Raw genomic sequence first — 15,333 nt, 5'->3', positions numbered from 1 at the left:
GTTTCACCGGCGAGCCCCTTCTCGGTCAGAACCGATCCGCGGTCGCGTCCGCTTCGCGTTCGTCCTCGTGGACGGCACCGATCACGTCGGGCGTGGATTCGCCCAGCGGACCGGTGAGATCGTCGTTGCCGGTGCGGCTCTGGTAGGGCTGCACGGTACGACCGTGTTCTTCCTCGTTGTTGCCACGGCCGGCACCGGCTCCCGCGCCACCGCCGCCCATCATGCCGGAGGTACCGCCGGTACTCGCGGCCGTGGTGGTGCCGGAGCCCATCACCGTGCTGATCGGTCGGCCCGACGCCGGAACCGCCGCACCCGGCACGGCCGCGGTGGACTTCGGGGTGCCCGAGCTCGGGGTGCCGCCGGTACTGCCGGCCGCGCCACCGGCGCCGCCGCGCGCGGTACCGAGCGCACCGAGCGAGGCGCCGGAACCACCGCCACTGCCACCGGTGCCGACACTCGACGGTGAAGTAGAGCCGGGAGTGGTGGTACCCGCGGTGGTGCTCGCGGCGGTGGTGGACGAATCGCCGCCGCCGGTCAGAGCCTCCTCCGCCTGGGTGAGCAGCGGTTCGCCGATGTTCTCCGAAGCCGCGGAGAGAACTTCCTCGGGCGAGGGCAGGCCGCTCTGGCTGGCCAGCTGCCCGACGACGCCGCTGAGCTCGCCGGTGTACCCCATCAACTGCCCACGGGTGACGTTGACGACCGACACCGCCTCACCGAGATGCGAAGTGGCCAAGCCGATCAGTGTGGCCTGGGTCGGGGGCAGCATGATCGTCGGCGCGAGCGCGGTGGCCTGGGCCGCGAAGGTGGTGGCGATCGTGGTGAGCTGGGCGTTGCCGGTCTGGACGACGGCAGCGGCCTGCTGGGTGAGCGCGGAGATATCGATGCCGCGCTGGCTGGTGTCCTGCCCCTGCGTCTGCGCCTGCTGGCTGGCGGTGGTCGCCGCGTCGGCGGACTGCCCCTCCCACACCTGCTGAACGGTCTTCACGCCGCCTTGGGCAAGAGTCATCGCCTGCTCGATGACCGCCGAGGAATTGCTCAGGATCGAGGTCGGGTCCAGCGAGCCGAAAACGCCGGTACCGAAGCTGCTGAGCAGGTCGAGGAACGGCTGGAACAGGGTGTCGATGCCGGGCAGCGCGGGCAGCGACAGGCCGCTCATCAGTGCGGCGACCGGATCTTCGGTCAGTGTCGTCGCGGCGGCCGACGTGCTCGCGCCGGAGGTGCTCGACGCGCCCGCACCGGAAGTGCCGGTGAGTGCGGACTTGGCCTGGTCGAACGCGGTCAGTGCGGCGGCCGACGCGGGCGCGGCGACCTGAGCCACCGTCCCCTGCAGGCCACTCAGCGCGGACGACGCGTCGTCCGCGACGCCGGACAGGATGTCCTGGGGCTCCACGCCGGTGCCGAGGCCGCCGAGCCCACCCAACCCGGCGGGCGACGTGCTGACGTTCTGAGCTTCGTCGGTGATCTTCTGCGCGAGTGTGAAGACCGCTTCCTCGTCGGTCGCCACATCCTCGGGCACCTGCATCAGCGGGACGTCCAGGATCGCTTGCGCCTCGACGGGCACCGCACCCATCACCGACGCCGTCGCGGCATCGGCGGCGGCCATCGCGGCATCGGGAGCGATGACGCCCGCGTCCGAGCTCAGCGGCTTCACAGGCCGGCGGCCTGACGGGCGAGTTGGGCGGCATTGTCGATATCGGTCGTCTCGAAGGTCACCGACGACTTGAAGGCCGCGTCGGAGAGCGAGCTGAACTTCGCCGACAGGTCGTTGATGTCCTTGGCCTGCAACGCTTGTGCGGCCGCGAACATCGCCAGATAGTCGGCGCCGATGAGGCCGAACACCGGCGTCGCCGCCGACACGCTGGCAACCAAGTCGAAATTGCCCGCCGCGGCGACCTGTGCCGCCACTCCGCCATTGGTCGCCGCGAACGCGGCGACTTCTTCGGTTTGCACCGAGAGATCGGTCATGCGAAATCCCCCCAACTCGTCGTGAAAAGTCTGCACTACAGAAGCCAGCGACGGACGCGAAACTCCCGACGCGACCACCCAACTGCGATTGGCGCCAAATATAGCCGAACTCCCCGGCAGTTTTCGAGTCGTGCCACCCTCGATCTGCGTGATCCACTATCAAAACTAGAACATGTTCTATATCCTCGGGCTTATGAAGGTCGCAGTGACCGGCGCAGCCGGCTACCTCGGTACCAACTTGATCCCTCTGCTCGTCGAGCGCGGCCACGAGGTCGTCGCGATCGACCGCGCCGCCCCGACCACGTCCGATCCGGCTGTCACCTGGATCGAAGGCGATGTGCTCGACCCGGCGTCGATGCGTGCGGCACTGGCGGGCGCCGAGGTGGTCTACCACCTCGTCGCGCTGATCACCCTCGCCGAACGCAACGATCTGGCGTGGCGGGTGAACACCGAGGGCGTGCGCGTCACCGCCGAGGCGGCGCTGGAATCGGGCGTGCGCCGGTTCGTCCACACCAGCTCCATCCACGCTTTCGACCAGTACCGCGCGGGCGGGCACATCGACGAGACCTCCGGCCGCTCAGACGATCCCGGCTTGCCCGTGTACGACCGGTCGAAGTGGTCCGGCGAACTGGCCTTGCGCCCGGTGATCGAGCGCGGGCTCGACGCGGTGATCGTGAATCCGACCGGCGTCTACGGCCCGGTCGACCTCCCCGATCGCCTGTCCCGGCTCAACGTCATCGCCGGCCAGGCGATGCGCGGCCGGATTCCGGTGATGATCGGCGGCGGCTTCGACCTGGTCGACGTGCGCGACGTCGCCCAGGGCCTGATCCTCGCGGGCGACAAAGGCCGCACCGGCGAGAACTACCTGCTCGGCGGCGAGATGACCACGATGATGGACTTCTGCCGGATGGCGGCGGCCCGCACCGGAGCCAAGGGCCCCCGTTTCGCCATCCCGGCGAAGGTGCTCGGCGCGACACTGCCGGTGATCGAGCCGATCGGCCGGCGTTTCGGCTCCGACAGCCTGTCCAAAGCCGCACTGGGCGCTCTGATCTCGGCGCCGGTCGTCGATCACGGTAAGGCCGAACGCGAACTCGGCTACCGCCCTCGCCCGACTACGGAGACCGTCAACGATCTCGTCGACTTCCTGCGGGCGTCGCGTCAGGCTTGACAGTCGTTCGAACAAATGTTCGACTCGTGGGGTGCGGTGGCAAGCTCAGACCCTGGACGCCGATGACGGCGCGCTGCCCGGCCTGACCAGGGCCGGGCTGGTCCGCTCCGTCCGCACCCCCGAGTTCGACGGCATCACCTTCCACGAGGTGCTGTGCAAGAGCGCGCTGAACAAGATGCCCGAGAGCTCCGCGCTGCCCTTTCGCTGGACGATCAACCCGATGCGTGGCTGCTCGCACGCCTGCCGTTACTGCTTCGCGCGCGGCAGCCACGAATATCTCGGCCTCGACGCGGGCGAGGATTTCGATTCCGAGATCGTGGTGAAGACCAATATCGCCGCGGTGCTGCGTCGCGAACTCCTGCGCCGTTCCTGGCAGCGCGAGGCGGTGGCGCTCGGCACCAACACCGACCCGTACCAACGCGCCGAGGGCCGATACCGCCTGATGCCCGGCATCATCGGCGCGCTCTCCGATTCCGGCACCCCCTTCTCCATCCTCACCAAGGGCCCGCTGCTGCGCCGCGATCTCCCGCTGCTCACCGAGGCGGCCCGGCGCGTCGAGGTGAGCGTCGCGGTCTCGATCGCCATCCTCGATCCCGACCTGCATCACAGCCTCGAATCGGGCACCCCCGAACCACGCGCCCGTCTCGACCTGGTCCGCGCGCTGGCCGACGCGGGCTTCGCCGTCCACGTCATGGCCGCGCCGATCATCCCCTGTCTCACCGACAGCCGGGCCCACCTCGAGGCCCTGTTCGCCGCGATCGCCGACGCGGGCGCGGCCAGCGCCATGGCCTTCCCGATGCACCTGCGCGGTCCCACCCGAGACTGGTTCCTCACCTGGCTCGGCACCGAACACCCCGCGCTCATTCGCCGCTACCGCCAGCTCTACGCCCGCGGCGGCAACGTCACTCCCCTCTACCGCGACTGGCTACGCGACCGGGTGAACCCCCTCCTCGACCACCACGGCCTGCGCCGAATCCAAGGCCCCACCACGCCGGCCGCTCCCCCACCCAGGCCGCAGGACGCGCAGCTCGCTCTCTTCGGCTGACCGCCGGAAACGCGGTCGGGCCACGACACCATCCGGCGACGCTCAGCCGAGCGCGGCGACCTCGGAATCGGTGAGGACCACCGGCGAGACACTGTCCTTGCTCCGCACCGACCGCACCGCGCGATACAGCGGACGTTCGTCGAGGCCGGCGTCGCGAGCCTCGGCACGCAACTGCCCCACGAGCACTTCCGAGATCGCGATGGCCGCGGCGAGTTCGCTGGCGGCGAGTGCGTCGGCCAGTTTGCGCAGGCCGAGCAGGTGCAGTTCGCGGCCGCTGCCCACGTCGGTGTACATCGCCAGCGGCACCAATTGGGTGTCGCCGCCGACGGTGACCCGCAGGACGATGCGGCTCAGGCGTGCGGGATACACCAGCAGTTGCACGCCTGTGGCGTCGGCGAGGTCGACCGTGTGTTCGCCGACCAACCGGTGTGCGCGGATCACGGTGCCGCTCAACCACAGCCGCCGCCGCTGGAACGCGAAGACGTAACCGATGGTCGGGACAGCGACGACCAGTCCGATCAGGATCGCGTACGGCCAGCTCAGCCATACCGCCGACAGCAACGCCGCACCGACGCCCACGCCGAGCGCGGCCAGCGCGAGCCTGCGCAACATCGGCGCGAACACCTCGGGTGCCACCAGGTCGATTCCCACCGGTTCCGTCGCCGGCGACTGCCCGGACTGCCCGTCCACGATTGCCTCTCCGCCCCCACCGGCCCGCCCGGCATGAGGCGCGGTCAGATTACCGCGCCCCACCGACCTCAGCAGCCGAGCGCGGCGCCCAGCCGCTGTACACGCGGCCTCAGCGACCGAGCTCCTCGCGCAGCACCGCCACGACGCCGTCGAGCGGGACGGACCGCTGTTCACCGGTCGCCATCTCCTTGACGCCGATCGTGTTCTCGGCGAGATCGCGATCGCCGAGCACCAGGGTGTACTTCGCCCCCGAACGGTCGGCGCCCTTCATCGCGCCCTTCATCCCGCGTCCGCCGTAGGCCAGGTCGACGCTGATGTCGGCGGCACGCAGTTCACCGGCCAGCGCGACCAGCTTCGCCTTGGCCGCGTCGCCGAGCGCGACGCCGTACACCTGGCAGCGTGCCGGATCGGCCGCCGACTTACCCTCGGCCGCGAGTGCCAGCACCGTCCGGTCGACCCCGATGCCGAAACCGATGCCCGACAGCGGCTGACCGCCGAGTTCGGCCATCAGTCCGTCGTAGCGGCCACCGCCACCGATGCCCGACTGCGCACCGAGCTGGTCGTGCACGAATTCGAACGTGGTCTTGGTGTAGTAGTCCAGGCCGCGCACCATGCGCGGGTTCACCACGTACGGCACGCCGAGCGCGTCGAGGTGTCCGAGCACCTGCTCGAAGTGGGCTTTCGCCGACTCCGAGAGGTGGTCGATCATCAGCGGCGCGTTCGCGGTCAGCTCGCGCACTTCGGGACGCTTGTCGTCGAGCACGCGCAGCGGGTTGATCTCGGCGCGGCGCTGAGTCTCCTCGTCCAGCGGCAGCCCACGCAGGAACTCCTGCAGCAGTTCGCGGTACTGCGGGCGGCACGTCCCGTCGCCGAGCGAGGTGATCTCGAGGCGGAATCCGTCCAGGCCCAGCGAGCGGAATCCGGCGTCGGCGATCGCGATGACCTCGGCGTCGAGCGCGGGGTCATCGATGCCGATCGCCTCGATGCCGACCTGCTGCAACTGCCGATAACGACCGGCCTGCGGGCGCTCGTACCGGAAGAACGGACCGGCGTAGCAGAGCTTCACCGGCAGCTGACCGCTCTTGTCCAGACCGTGCTGGATCACCGCGCGCATCACGCCCGCGGTGCCTTCGGGACGCAGGGTGAAGCTCTCGCCGTTGCGGTCGGCGAAGGTCCACATCTCCTTGCTGACCACGTCGGTCGACTCGCCGACACCCCGTGCGAACAGGGCGGTCTGTTCGAATACCGGCAGCTCGACATGCCCGTACCCCGCCAGTCGGGCGGCGTGGATCAAGCCGTCGCGCACGGCGACGAACTCGGCCGAACCGGGCGGCAGGTAGTCGGGGACCCCCTTCGGGGCGGTGAAGCTGCTGGTCTTGGTCACGATGGTCCAGTTTTCCCCACGGGCGCCCCCCGCGTCCAACCGGTTACCCTCTAGACGAACCTGACGACACGGGAGGAACGCGGTAGTGCCGAGTAACGAACAGCGACGGGCGGCGGCCAAGCGCAAGCTGGAGCGCCAGCTGGCACGACGGGCCGAGCAGGAGAAGAAGCGCAAGCGCTTGACGATCGCGGGCTCGGTACTGGGTGTGATAGTCGTCGCGGCCGCCGCGACCGGCGTGTATTTCCTCACCAGGGGCGACGACAGCGAGTCGGCCAACGCCGAGTCGTCCTCGGCGGTGCCGACGACCCAGTTCGTCAACACTCCCCTCGACATCCCCGGTCCGCCGCCCCCCGCGGCCAAGCCCGCGACCGTCGACTGCAGCTACCCGGCGGGCCAGGAGCCTGCGGCGAAGCCTGTCACCGCGCCCACCACGACGTCGGTCGCCACCGACGGTCCCGAGGTGAAGGTGGCGATCGATTCCACCCAGGGCCCGATCGGGTTGTCGCTCAACAGCGCGCAGGCACCCTGCACGGTCAACTCGATGGTGAGCCTGGCCCAGCAGGGCTATTTCGACAAGACCAGCTGCCACCGCATCGTGGCCACGCCGGGCTTCGGCATCCTGCAGTGCGGTGACCCCGCGGCCACCGGCATGGGCGGCCCCGGCTACACCTTCGACAACGAATACCCCACCGACCTGTTCCCCGCCGGTGACCCGGCGCTGCAGCAGCCGGTGAACTACAAGCGCGGCCTGGTCGCGATGGCCAACGCGGGTACCTCCCCGGAGGGCAAGGGCACCAACGGAAGCCAGTTCTTCCTGGTCTTCGGCGACACCCAGCTGCCGCCGAACTACACCATCTTCGGCACGATCGACGAGGCCGGCCTGGCCACCTTGGACAAGGTCGCGGGCGGCGGCGTCAAGGGTGGCGCGGAAGACGGCGGGCCTGCCATCCCGATCTCGTTCAACTCCGTCAAGGTGGGCTGACACCCGCTTTCCCAGTACCGAAACGGACCGGACACGCTGGCGTGTCCGGTCCGTTTCCGGTTTTCCCGCCCCGACGTGCGAAGAAGATCATCAGAGGCTAGGCAACCCTACGATTCATCCGGCTCACGGACCGCTCACCCGCATTTTCTCCGCTGTCGACCCGGCCCGCCGGACATCGCACCGTGTCCTTCACGCGGTAGGCTCAGATGTCCACTTCCACAGCAGCATCGGGGAGCAGTCATGGCGGAACTCGACGACATCGGCAGCGAAACAGCGTCCATGATGCGCACCATGCTGCAGATGGCCATCCTGGTCGCCGTCAAATCGCGGGAACACGGCCAGAAAGAGGCCGAGTCCCGGGCGAAGGCGATCGAAGCCAAGATGAAGGAAGCGCGCGAACTGCAGATCCGCGAGGCGCGTGATCTCAAGGCCAAGGATCCGCGCAATATCGAACTCGTGCAGATGATGTCGGTGGGGTCGCGCACGGTGGAGTCGCGCGGCGTGGAATCCCGCAATGTGGAATCGCGCGGCATCAACCTCAACAAGCCGCAGGGCTCCCCCTTCGCCTCGAACGCCGCGGCGACACCGAGCGTCGGCTACGACTCCGCCGAGCGGCGCTCGGCGATCGCGGCACATCTGCAGCGTGCCGGCGTCGCGCCGGAACTCACCCAGGTTCGGATGCTGGTCGAAATGGGCCAAGGCATCTCGCCGGAGGAGGCGATCCGGTCCCGGGACACCGTGATGCGCGCGACCCTCGCGCGTCAGCGTGGGGAACGCGGGATCGAACGCGGCATCGAACGCGGTCGCTGACCCGACTCCGAAGATGCTCGGATCCCCTTGCCTGGCAGGGGGATCCGAGCATCTGTTCGGTCAGTCCGGTATGCGGCCCTTCTGCCAGAGCCGGTCGATGTCCGGACTGCCGAACATCTGCGCGTCCGCGCCCTCCGGCTTCTTGAGCGGCAGCGGTTCGAGCATCCCCTTGTGACCGTTGCGCACACTGCAGTATTTGAACGGCCCTTTCGGGTCGAACAGCTTGGTCATGTGCGGGTCCGCGTGGTCGAGGAACCACACACTGATGCCGGTCCCGCCCTGCAGGCGGTGATGCTCCCAGGCCTGCCACAGCGCGCTCAACCGGATCACCGCCTCGCTGTGGTGCCACCATTCCGGGCACCACACCGTGTCACTGATATCGGTGACCTGGCGCCGGTAGACCTGGCTCAAGTACTCGGTGACGAACTCGTACACCCCCTGGTAGCCGTTCGTAATCTCCCCATTGGCGACATTGTCGTAGCTCACAGCGGCTTGACCTCCTCGACTTCACCCATCTCTTCCGGCGGAACAGATTTCGCTAACGACGGAGACCCGAAAAGGTCTTCGATACGGGTCTTGCGAGTCGGGTCGTTCTGCTCGATCGACCGCTTGACCGCGTCGGCGTACTCCGACTCCCACCACGGCACGGTCCGCACCAGGACCGCGGGCTGACCGGAGGTGAACACGACGGCACGACCGCGCGGTAGCGTCGCCAGGCCCTGCGCGGTGAAGGTCACCGAGGAGCTCAGTGAACGCGAGTAGCTCTTGCTGTTGCCCGACTGCGACATCGACGCGGAGATCGAGTCGTACTCGCCGATCGCCTCGGACCGATCGCGAAGGAAGGCCATGTCGTCGACGCCGCTGCCGAGAACCTTGATGTTGGCGGCCGACCACAGCGCGCTCATCCCGGCCTCGCCCCAGCAGCGCGCACCCTGCGCCCACGACTGCAACACGGTCATCACCACGATGCCGCGCGACCCGAAGTGGCTGTACTGCTTGGGCAGATCCTTCCAGCGCACCACGTTGGCGGCCTCGTCGAGCACCGCGAGCAGCGGGATCGGCAACCGGCCACCCGACGAGCGCGAGGCCTTGCGCATGGCCACATCGATGACCGCCTCGGTGAGCGCGCTCACCAGCGGTGCGGCCGAACCGCGCCCCTCGAGCGACAGGCAGTACAGCGTGCCGTTGCGTTCGATGAACTCCAGTTCGTCGAACTGGGGACGGACGCCATCGGCCGGGGTGATCCACGGGTGCACATTGGACAACTGCAAGCAGCGAATCATCTTCTTCGCAGTACCGAAGATGCCGCTCCTGGTGCGCTCGTCAGCGTTGTACTGCATGGCGAGGCCGGACGCGGTGAAGTGGTGTTCGGCGCCGCGCAAGTGTTCGATCGCCTCGGTGTTCTGCGGATTCGTCACCCATTCCCACACCTGGGTGATCGGTTTGCCCGCGATCGCGGCCGCGAGGAAGAACGCGGCGAGCAGATCCTCGGCCTCAGGATCGAAGAAGTTGTCGCCGTCGTCGGCGCTGCCGCCGGTCTCGGCGTCGGCGAAGTGTCCCGCGAGCCGAGCCGCCCGCATCTCACACCCCTCGGTGCGGAAGTTGACCCAGCTCAGCGGATCCCAGAACCAGGTCGGTCGTTCACCGGCGACGCCTTGTGGATCGAACACGAATGTGCGACTGCCCTTGGCCTCCTGCACATCACGGGTCGCGTCGACCACGTCACGCTTGTTCGACGTCGCCAGCACAGGCCCGATCGCGGAAAGGATCGCCGGGATGACCCGCGAGGTGGATTTGCCCTGCCGCGGGCCCCAGATGTCGAGATGCAGGTCTTCGTAGGAGCCGTAGAGCGGGGTGCCGTCGGCGACAGCGATGCCGATCGGCACACCGGGTGAGTCGTTGGTGCCCAGCTTCATACCCAGAGCAGCCGCCTTCTCCCTGACTCCGGCCTCGGTGATCGACGCGATCGCGCTACCGCTGCCCATGTGGTCGGCCTTGTCGTCGACCGCCAACCGACCCGCACCCGCACGCTTCTTCAACCGCTTGCGGATCACCACATACGCGATGGCCGACGCGATCACCAACAGCACGATCACCGTCGACGCACGCGGCCAGTGCAGCTTGCCCCGCGCCAGATCGGCGACCACCGCGATCGGGTTGATCGGAATGGTCTGCGGCACAACCGCCAGCGCGTTGCCCAGGTGCAGGGCGACGGCGAGGGTGATCAGCGCCGCGAACCCGAACATGATCATGATCAGCGTCGTGTCGGGTCCGACCGCGGCCGGATCCGTCACCTTCTTCTTCGCCACGGGTGCCTCCTTGTGTGGACGTGGTGGGTGGTCAGCGGAACGCGTCGAGGCGCCAGCCCTGCGGGGTCTGCACCACCGTCGCGATGACGGTGCTCGGCGGTAGCTCTTCGGTGCGGCCGTTCGGGTAGACGACCGTTTGTTCGATGCCGATCTTGTACTGCGCCACCGTGGGATCGGCGCTCGCGGGCGCCGGCTCCCCCGAGGCGAAGGTGAACGCCTCCACGCGCGCTTTCGCCTTGGCCCAGTCGGCCCACTGCAGCGACGGTTTCGGCGTCTCGGTGGCCCCGATCGAACTGTCCAGCATACGTATCATGCTGGGCCCCAGCCATTCTCGCGCGCGCTGCAGCGAGGATCCGGGTTGCTCGGTCGCGGGGTTCCAGGTGTAGACCTCGCGCAGCGCGACCACCGCGACACCGTCGGGAGTCGTCGGGTCGACCGCGGCTTCGAGCAGACGCGTGGTCGAAGTCGCCTCGGGACGCGTCGGCTCGGCGTCGCCACCGCACGCCGGAACCGAGAGCAGGACTGCCACGAGCATCACCGCCGGGGTTGTGCGGATTCGTGTTCTCTCCCACCAGGTTATCGCTGGTCGCGTGGTCACAACACCCTCCTCGCCCGTGCGTCGCCGGGCACCGCCACCTCGGCGACACCCCCACCACCGCGGTTGCTCGTCGGCGGCACCGACTGGATCAGCCGGCCGTTGCCCGCGTAGATCCCGACCTGTGTCGGGCCCTGCCGCCCGAACCCGCTGAACACCAGATCGCCGGCCGCCGCCTTCGCGATCGGGACCTCCCGTCCGGCCTCCCATTGCTGTTCGGCGGTGCGTGGCAACGTGACCGCGCCCGAGGAAGCGGCGAACACCGCCGCGGCGGTCAGTCCCGGCCCGTCGAATCCGCCACCGCTCGGCCCTTGCACGCCGCCACCGCCCCACACGTACGGTGTGCCGAGCCAGTCGTGGGCGGCCTCGACGATCTGCTCGCCGTCGCTGCCCTGCCCGGGGGTGAACCGGCCCTGCGCGCCGGGCGCGCGGTACTGGGGTTCCATCGACAGGATGTTGGTGACGTAGGGCCTGGTCTCGGAATAGTGCGCCGCATACTGATTGGGCATCCCCCCGGAGGCCAGCACCGCGCCCTCACCGGCGTTGTACCCGGCCAGGGTGAGAGCGGCCAGGTCGCCCGAGACGCGCCCCGCGGCCATCCAGCCCGCGATCTTGTGGGCGATCGAACACATGTAGCGGGCTTGGCCGATGATCGCGTCACCGTCGTCCCACACGCTGGCGGACCCGTTGCCGTCGGCGTCGATGACGTAGGGCTGACCGTCCTCGGGATTGATGCCCGCCGCCGTGCCCGGCAGGAACTGGGCCAGGCCCTGCGCGCCCGCGGGCGAGGTGAGCCCGCGCCGGAATCCCGACTCCTGCTTGGCCTGCGCGGCCAGCAGCGACGAGGAGATCTCCGGGCACACCGTCCCCGCACGGCGATACCAGATCTCGAGTTCGGCGGGCACCTTCCCGTCGGCCAGTGCCCCACCGGCGCTGCCGAATCCGCGCACACAGTTCGGATCGCTCGAAAATGCCCGCGCGCCGCCGACATCCGGGGTCGGCGCGCCGTCGAGCCACGGCATCGGGTCGATCTGGCGACCACCGGTGAACCGGCCACCGGGCACGATCTCGAAATGCAGGTGCGGGCCACTCGATTCGCCCGCGGACCCGACCATCCCGATCGGCTGACCCGCGGTCACCGTCTGGCCGGTGCGCACCTTGACGCCGGCGTCCCACATGTGGCCGTACACCGCGGAGTAGGCGCGACCGTTGGTGTCGACGGAATCGACGACGATCCAGTTGCCGAAACCCGAAGCGGGACCGGCGGCGACGACCCTGCCATCGGACACCGAGTAGATCGTGGTGCCGTCGGTGGCGGCCATGTCGATGCCCTTGTGATCGCCGCCGCGCGAACCGAACACATCGGAGATGGTGAACGTTCCGGTCTCCAGCGGCAACGTGCGGCGCAGCGGACCGACACCAGCGGCCAGCGACGGCGTACCGGTGACCGCCGGATTCGATGTCGGCGCGGCGGCACTCGTCGCACCGGCACGGTTGTCACCACCGAGTTCGGGCAGCGTGGGCACCGACGATCCGACCAGCACATCGCCGGTCTCGCAGGTCTCGTCCGACGACGGCAACACGATCACCAGTACCAGGGCCACCAACCCGATGACCGAGCCGAACACCGTCATCATCATCGTGCGGACGTTCACCGGCCGCCTCCCCGCGTTCCGCGCCGGGCGCCGATTCGCGCAACGTCCGCCGCGGCGGAGTTCATGTGCGGCGCCGGGACTCGTTGAGCGTGTCGGCGAGCGTGCGGTTCATTTCCGCGGCGGCGGCCAGCTGTTGCTGCAACAGCGCCACTTTGCGGCGTAGCGCGGTGGCGTCCATGCGATCCAGGCTCGGGTCCTGGGTCGCGCGGACCCAGTTGCGCACCGAATTGGCGTGCACACCGATCTGTTCGGCCACCATGCGGCAGGCCTCCGATTCGCTGCGCAACTTGTCGGTCAGCGCGACCACCTGGGCGACGGCGGCGTTGCGGACCTCCGGCGAAACCCGGCGATAGGACCGGTGCGGCATCATTGCTCACTCCCGTTCGAATAGTCCGGCGTGCCCCTGGGGTTGTCGCCGAACTCGCTGAAGCGCTGGTTCGTGTCGTGGATTCCGCTTTCTCGCTCCGACACCGTGAACTCCATGTGGAAAGGAATGCCCGGCCGGCGATCCTCGCCGACCTTCAGCAGGAACTTGCCGGTACCGGGCGGCGACGGCCGCTGCTGGCCGGGCTTGAGCGCCTCACCGGTGAGGGCCTGCGGCGCCGACCAACTCGTCACCATCTCCTGCTCGGCCGAGGTGAACGGCACCGTGGAGTCGAGCCTGCTGATCTCCTCGGCCGGTAGCGCGCCGAAGATCTTGGCGCGCGCGCGTTCCAGGAAGCCGATGGCCTTGGCGATCGCGGCGTCCGACCCCAGCGCCTGCAGGTCCTTGATGGTGTGGCTGATCATGATCAGGGCGGTGGCCAGGCCACGCTGCAGACGGGTCAGCTCGTCGACGCGGTCGACCATGAAGTCACCGAGACCGAGCACTTGCCACAGCTCGTCCATCACCACCTGGAAGTAGCGCTGCGGGCCGAGGTCTGCGTCGGCCAGCACGTGCGCGGCCTCGACGGAGGCGAAACCGTCTGCCCAGCAGGCCAACATGACCGCGGCCTTGAGCTTCTTGTCGCCGCTGGGGATGTGAGAGACGTCGATGCACACCGCGACGGCGCCGGTGTCGATGGGAACGCTGGTCTGACCGTTGAAGATCGCGCCGAACGGGCCCTGGGTGAGCGCGCGCAACGAACGGCGGAGCCCCTTGATCGCGTTCTGGTATTCGTCGGTGTTGTCGGCGCCCGCGTCGAGCATCATCTCGGCGCCGCCGCCGACGATCACCTCGAGCAGGTTTTCCATGATCGGCGGCTTGTCCGGGGTGAAGCCCCCCGGCTGGTAGAGGATGCGCAGCGCGGTGGCGATCAGCGTTTCCTCGAAGTCGGCCACGCGGGCGCCGCGGACCAGTTCCACCAGGCCCGCGATCAGCGTCACCTGTCTGGCCCGCAGATCCTGCAGCACCTGACGTTGCAGTGCGGGTTTGTCTTCCAGGCGCGGCACGACCGACCCGAGCACGCCCGCCGCCAGTGGGTTCAGCTTGCCGTGCCCGTAGCCGAGGTCGATCACCTGACCGCCGACGAGTTCGACCATCTTGCGGTAGTCGGGTTTCACGTCGGCCAGGATCAGTGGGGTGATGCCCTGGGCGATACCGCCGAGCACGATCCGGCGCACGAGCGAGGACTTGCCGAAACCGTTGAGACCGAGCACGAACAGGCTGGGCGCGGTGATGAAGCTGCCGCGCATGAACCAGTTCATCGGATCGAAGCAGACCGGGGCGCCGGTGTGCAGATGCGAGCCGAGCGGGGTGCCGATCAGCGGCGCGCCCGCACCGACCGACCACGGCCACAGACCCGCGACCTGGGCGGTGGTCGCCCGATACTCCACCGGGCGACCGACGACGTTCATCTTGCCGCCGCCCGCGCCCGAATAACCGCGGTCGGTCAATTCGGCGGTGGTGCGGTCGAATCCGTCCTTGACGACGGCCTCGCTGCGGGCGTTCGCGTTGTTGCGGCGTAGGTCGTCGGTGTGGATCCGGAAGGTCGCCCACGCCGCCCGCAGACCCGACTGCTCCCGGGCGATCATCTCGTAGCGGGCGCGGGTGGCGTCGTCGAGCAGCGTCGGGCCCGACTGCGAACGCCGGTCCGGCTTGGTCGATTTCGCGGACCGCCCCGAACCCATCGCGCGGTCGGCGGCCTCATCGGGCCGGATCGCGCGCACAGCCTTCGCGGGCCTCGGCTTCTTCTTCGTCAGCTTGGGTTCGGCCTGCTTCGGCCGTCGACGCGGATCATTCTGGGGGCGTTGGTGTTCCAGACGTGGGCCGTGGTCCTCGTCGCGCAGCCCACGTTCGGCCCGCGCCCGTGCGGCCCGCTCGGCATCGGGATGCGGGCGCCGGGTGCGGCGCTCCCCCGTACCTTCGCGGCCGGGTGCGCGTGGCCCGTCACCGCGACCGTGCATCTCGTCACCGCGGGAGCGAACGCGACCGTCCTCGTCCTCCCTCGGCCTGCGTGGTTCCTCGCCGCGCGGTCGGTTCGGACGGACTCGGTCGGCACGGGGTTCCTCACGCGACCTGCGCTCACCCGACGGGCGTTCTTCGGGCACGCGTGAACCCCGCGCCGAGCGTTCGCGCTCGTCGCGTTCGGTGCGCTCGTCGAGGCCGAGCACGTCGTCGCTCACGCGCGGCGCGCTCCCCGCGGGCCGTGGCTCGCGTTCGCCGCGGATGCGCGGCGGCCGGTGGACCGGGCGCAACGCGACGTCGTCGCGATCGCGCACCGGGGGTTCGTAGTCGCGTCCCATAATCGC

14 protein-coding genes are annotated in these 15,333 nt (G+C 69.0%); 4 read left to right on the top strand and 10 right to left on the bottom strand.

The window, feature by feature from the left end; translation table 11 throughout:
* Positions 1 to 25 precede the first annotated feature (25 nt).
* Together ACFULV_RS19625 and ACFULV_RS19620 are read right to left on the bottom strand one after the other, a co-directional pair.
* Positions 26 to 1,651: a hypothetical protein gene (locus ACFULV_RS19625; RefSeq protein WP_378658537.1), complete on the bottom strand. Its 1,626-nt coding sequence runs from the start codon at positions 1,649 to 1,651 to the stop codon at positions 26 to 28.
* The gene (locus ACFULV_RS19620; RefSeq protein WP_378658534.1) at positions 1,648 to 1,965 is read right to left on the bottom strand and encodes a type VII secretion target; all 318 of its coding nucleotides are present in this window, start codon (positions 1,963 to 1,965) and stop codon (positions 1,648 to 1,650) included. Before ACFULV_RS19620 ends, ACFULV_RS19625 begins: the two co-directional genes overlap by 4 nt.
* Positions 1,966 to 2,158: 193 nt before the next feature.
* Here ACFULV_RS19620 and ACFULV_RS19615 point away from each other — a divergent pair, with 193 nt between their 5' ends.
* Together ACFULV_RS19615 and ACFULV_RS19610 are read left to right on the top strand one after the other, a co-directional pair.
* The gene (locus tag ACFULV_RS19615; RefSeq protein ID WP_378626952.1) at positions 2,159 to 3,133 is read left to right on the top strand and encodes an NAD-dependent epimerase/dehydratase family protein; all 975 of its coding nucleotides are present in this window, start codon (positions 2,159 to 2,161) and stop codon (positions 3,131 to 3,133) included.
* 31 nt (positions 3,134 to 3,164) lie between these two features.
* Positions 3,165 to 4,178, top strand: a complete 1,014-nt coding sequence (locus ACFULV_RS19610) for an Rv2578c family radical SAM protein (protein WP_378658531.1) — start codon at positions 3,165 to 3,167, stop codon at positions 4,176 to 4,178.
* Between the two features lie 42 nt (positions 4,179 to 4,220).
* Here the strand turns inward: ACFULV_RS19610 and ACFULV_RS19605 are convergent, their stop codons facing one another.
* Positions 4,221 to 4,871 (bottom strand): hypothetical protein, encoded by a 651-nt coding sequence (locus ACFULV_RS19605; protein WP_378658557.1) that lies wholly within the window; start codon positions 4,869 to 4,871, stop codon positions 4,221 to 4,223.
* A 106-nt stretch (positions 4,872 to 4,977) separates the two neighbouring features.
* Positions 4,978 to 6,252: a histidine--tRNA ligase gene (gene hisS / locus ACFULV_RS19600; RefSeq protein ID WP_378658528.1), complete on the bottom strand. Its 1,275-nt coding sequence runs from the start codon at positions 6,250 to 6,252 to the stop codon at positions 4,978 to 4,980.
* Positions 6,253 to 6,337: 85 nt separating this feature from the next.
* Between hisS and ACFULV_RS19595 the strand changes: the two genes are divergently transcribed.
* Positions 6,338 to 7,234, top strand: a complete 897-nt coding sequence (locus ACFULV_RS19595) for a peptidylprolyl isomerase (RefSeq protein WP_378626950.1) — start codon at positions 6,338 to 6,340, stop codon at positions 7,232 to 7,234.
* Between the two features lie 240 nt (positions 7,235 to 7,474).
* Positions 7,475 to 8,044 (top strand): hypothetical protein, encoded by a 570-nt coding sequence (locus tag ACFULV_RS19590; RefSeq protein ID WP_378626948.1) that lies wholly within the window; start codon positions 7,475 to 7,477, stop codon positions 8,042 to 8,044.
* A gap of 60 nt (positions 8,045 to 8,104) precedes the next feature.
* On the opposite strand, the gene ACFULV_RS19585 is transcribed toward ACFULV_RS19590, so the two are convergent.
* From ACFULV_RS19585 to ACFULV_RS19560, 6 genes are all read right to left on the bottom strand, one after another.
* Positions 8,105 to 8,530, bottom strand: a complete 426-nt coding sequence (locus ACFULV_RS19585) for a DUF4913 domain-containing protein (RefSeq protein ID WP_378626947.1) — start codon at positions 8,528 to 8,530, stop codon at positions 8,105 to 8,107.
* Positions 8,527 to 10,353: a type IV secretory system conjugative DNA transfer family protein gene (locus tag ACFULV_RS19580; protein WP_378626946.1), complete on the bottom strand. Its 1,827-nt coding sequence runs from the start codon at positions 10,351 to 10,353 to the stop codon at positions 8,527 to 8,529. Before ACFULV_RS19580 ends, ACFULV_RS19585 begins: the two co-directional genes overlap by 4 nt.
* Before the next feature lie 31 nt (positions 10,354 to 10,384).
* A complete protein-coding gene (locus ACFULV_RS19575; RefSeq protein ID WP_378626945.1) occupies positions 10,385 to 10,951 on the bottom strand; it encodes a hypothetical protein in 567 nt (188 codons plus the stop codon).
* On the bottom strand, positions 10,948 to 12,603 hold the full coding sequence (locus ACFULV_RS19570) for a peptidoglycan DD-metalloendopeptidase family protein (RefSeq protein WP_378658525.1): 1,656 nt from the start codon (positions 12,601 to 12,603) through the stop codon (positions 10,948 to 10,950). The genes ACFULV_RS19575 and ACFULV_RS19570 overlap by 4 nt, the downstream gene beginning before the upstream one ends.
* A gap of 61 nt (positions 12,604 to 12,664) precedes the next feature.
* A complete protein-coding gene (locus tag ACFULV_RS19565; RefSeq protein ID WP_056810706.1) occupies positions 12,665 to 12,973 on the bottom strand; it encodes a transposase in 309 nt (102 codons plus the stop codon).
* Entirely contained in the window at positions 12,970 to 15,327 is a 2,358-nt protein-coding gene (locus tag ACFULV_RS19560) for a hypothetical protein (protein ID WP_378658522.1), read from the bottom strand. Before ACFULV_RS19560 ends, ACFULV_RS19565 begins: the two co-directional genes overlap by 4 nt.
* Positions 15,328 to 15,333 lie beyond the last annotated feature (6 nt).

The organism is Nocardia sp. NPDC057272 (genome assembly GCF_042668615.1).
In the GTDB taxonomy this organism is placed as follows: domain Bacteria; phylum Actinomycetota; class Actinomycetes; order Mycobacteriales; family Mycobacteriaceae; genus Nocardia.
Note: the sequence above shows the minus strand (reverse complement) of the source record. Positions and strands in the feature narration are given on the sequence as shown.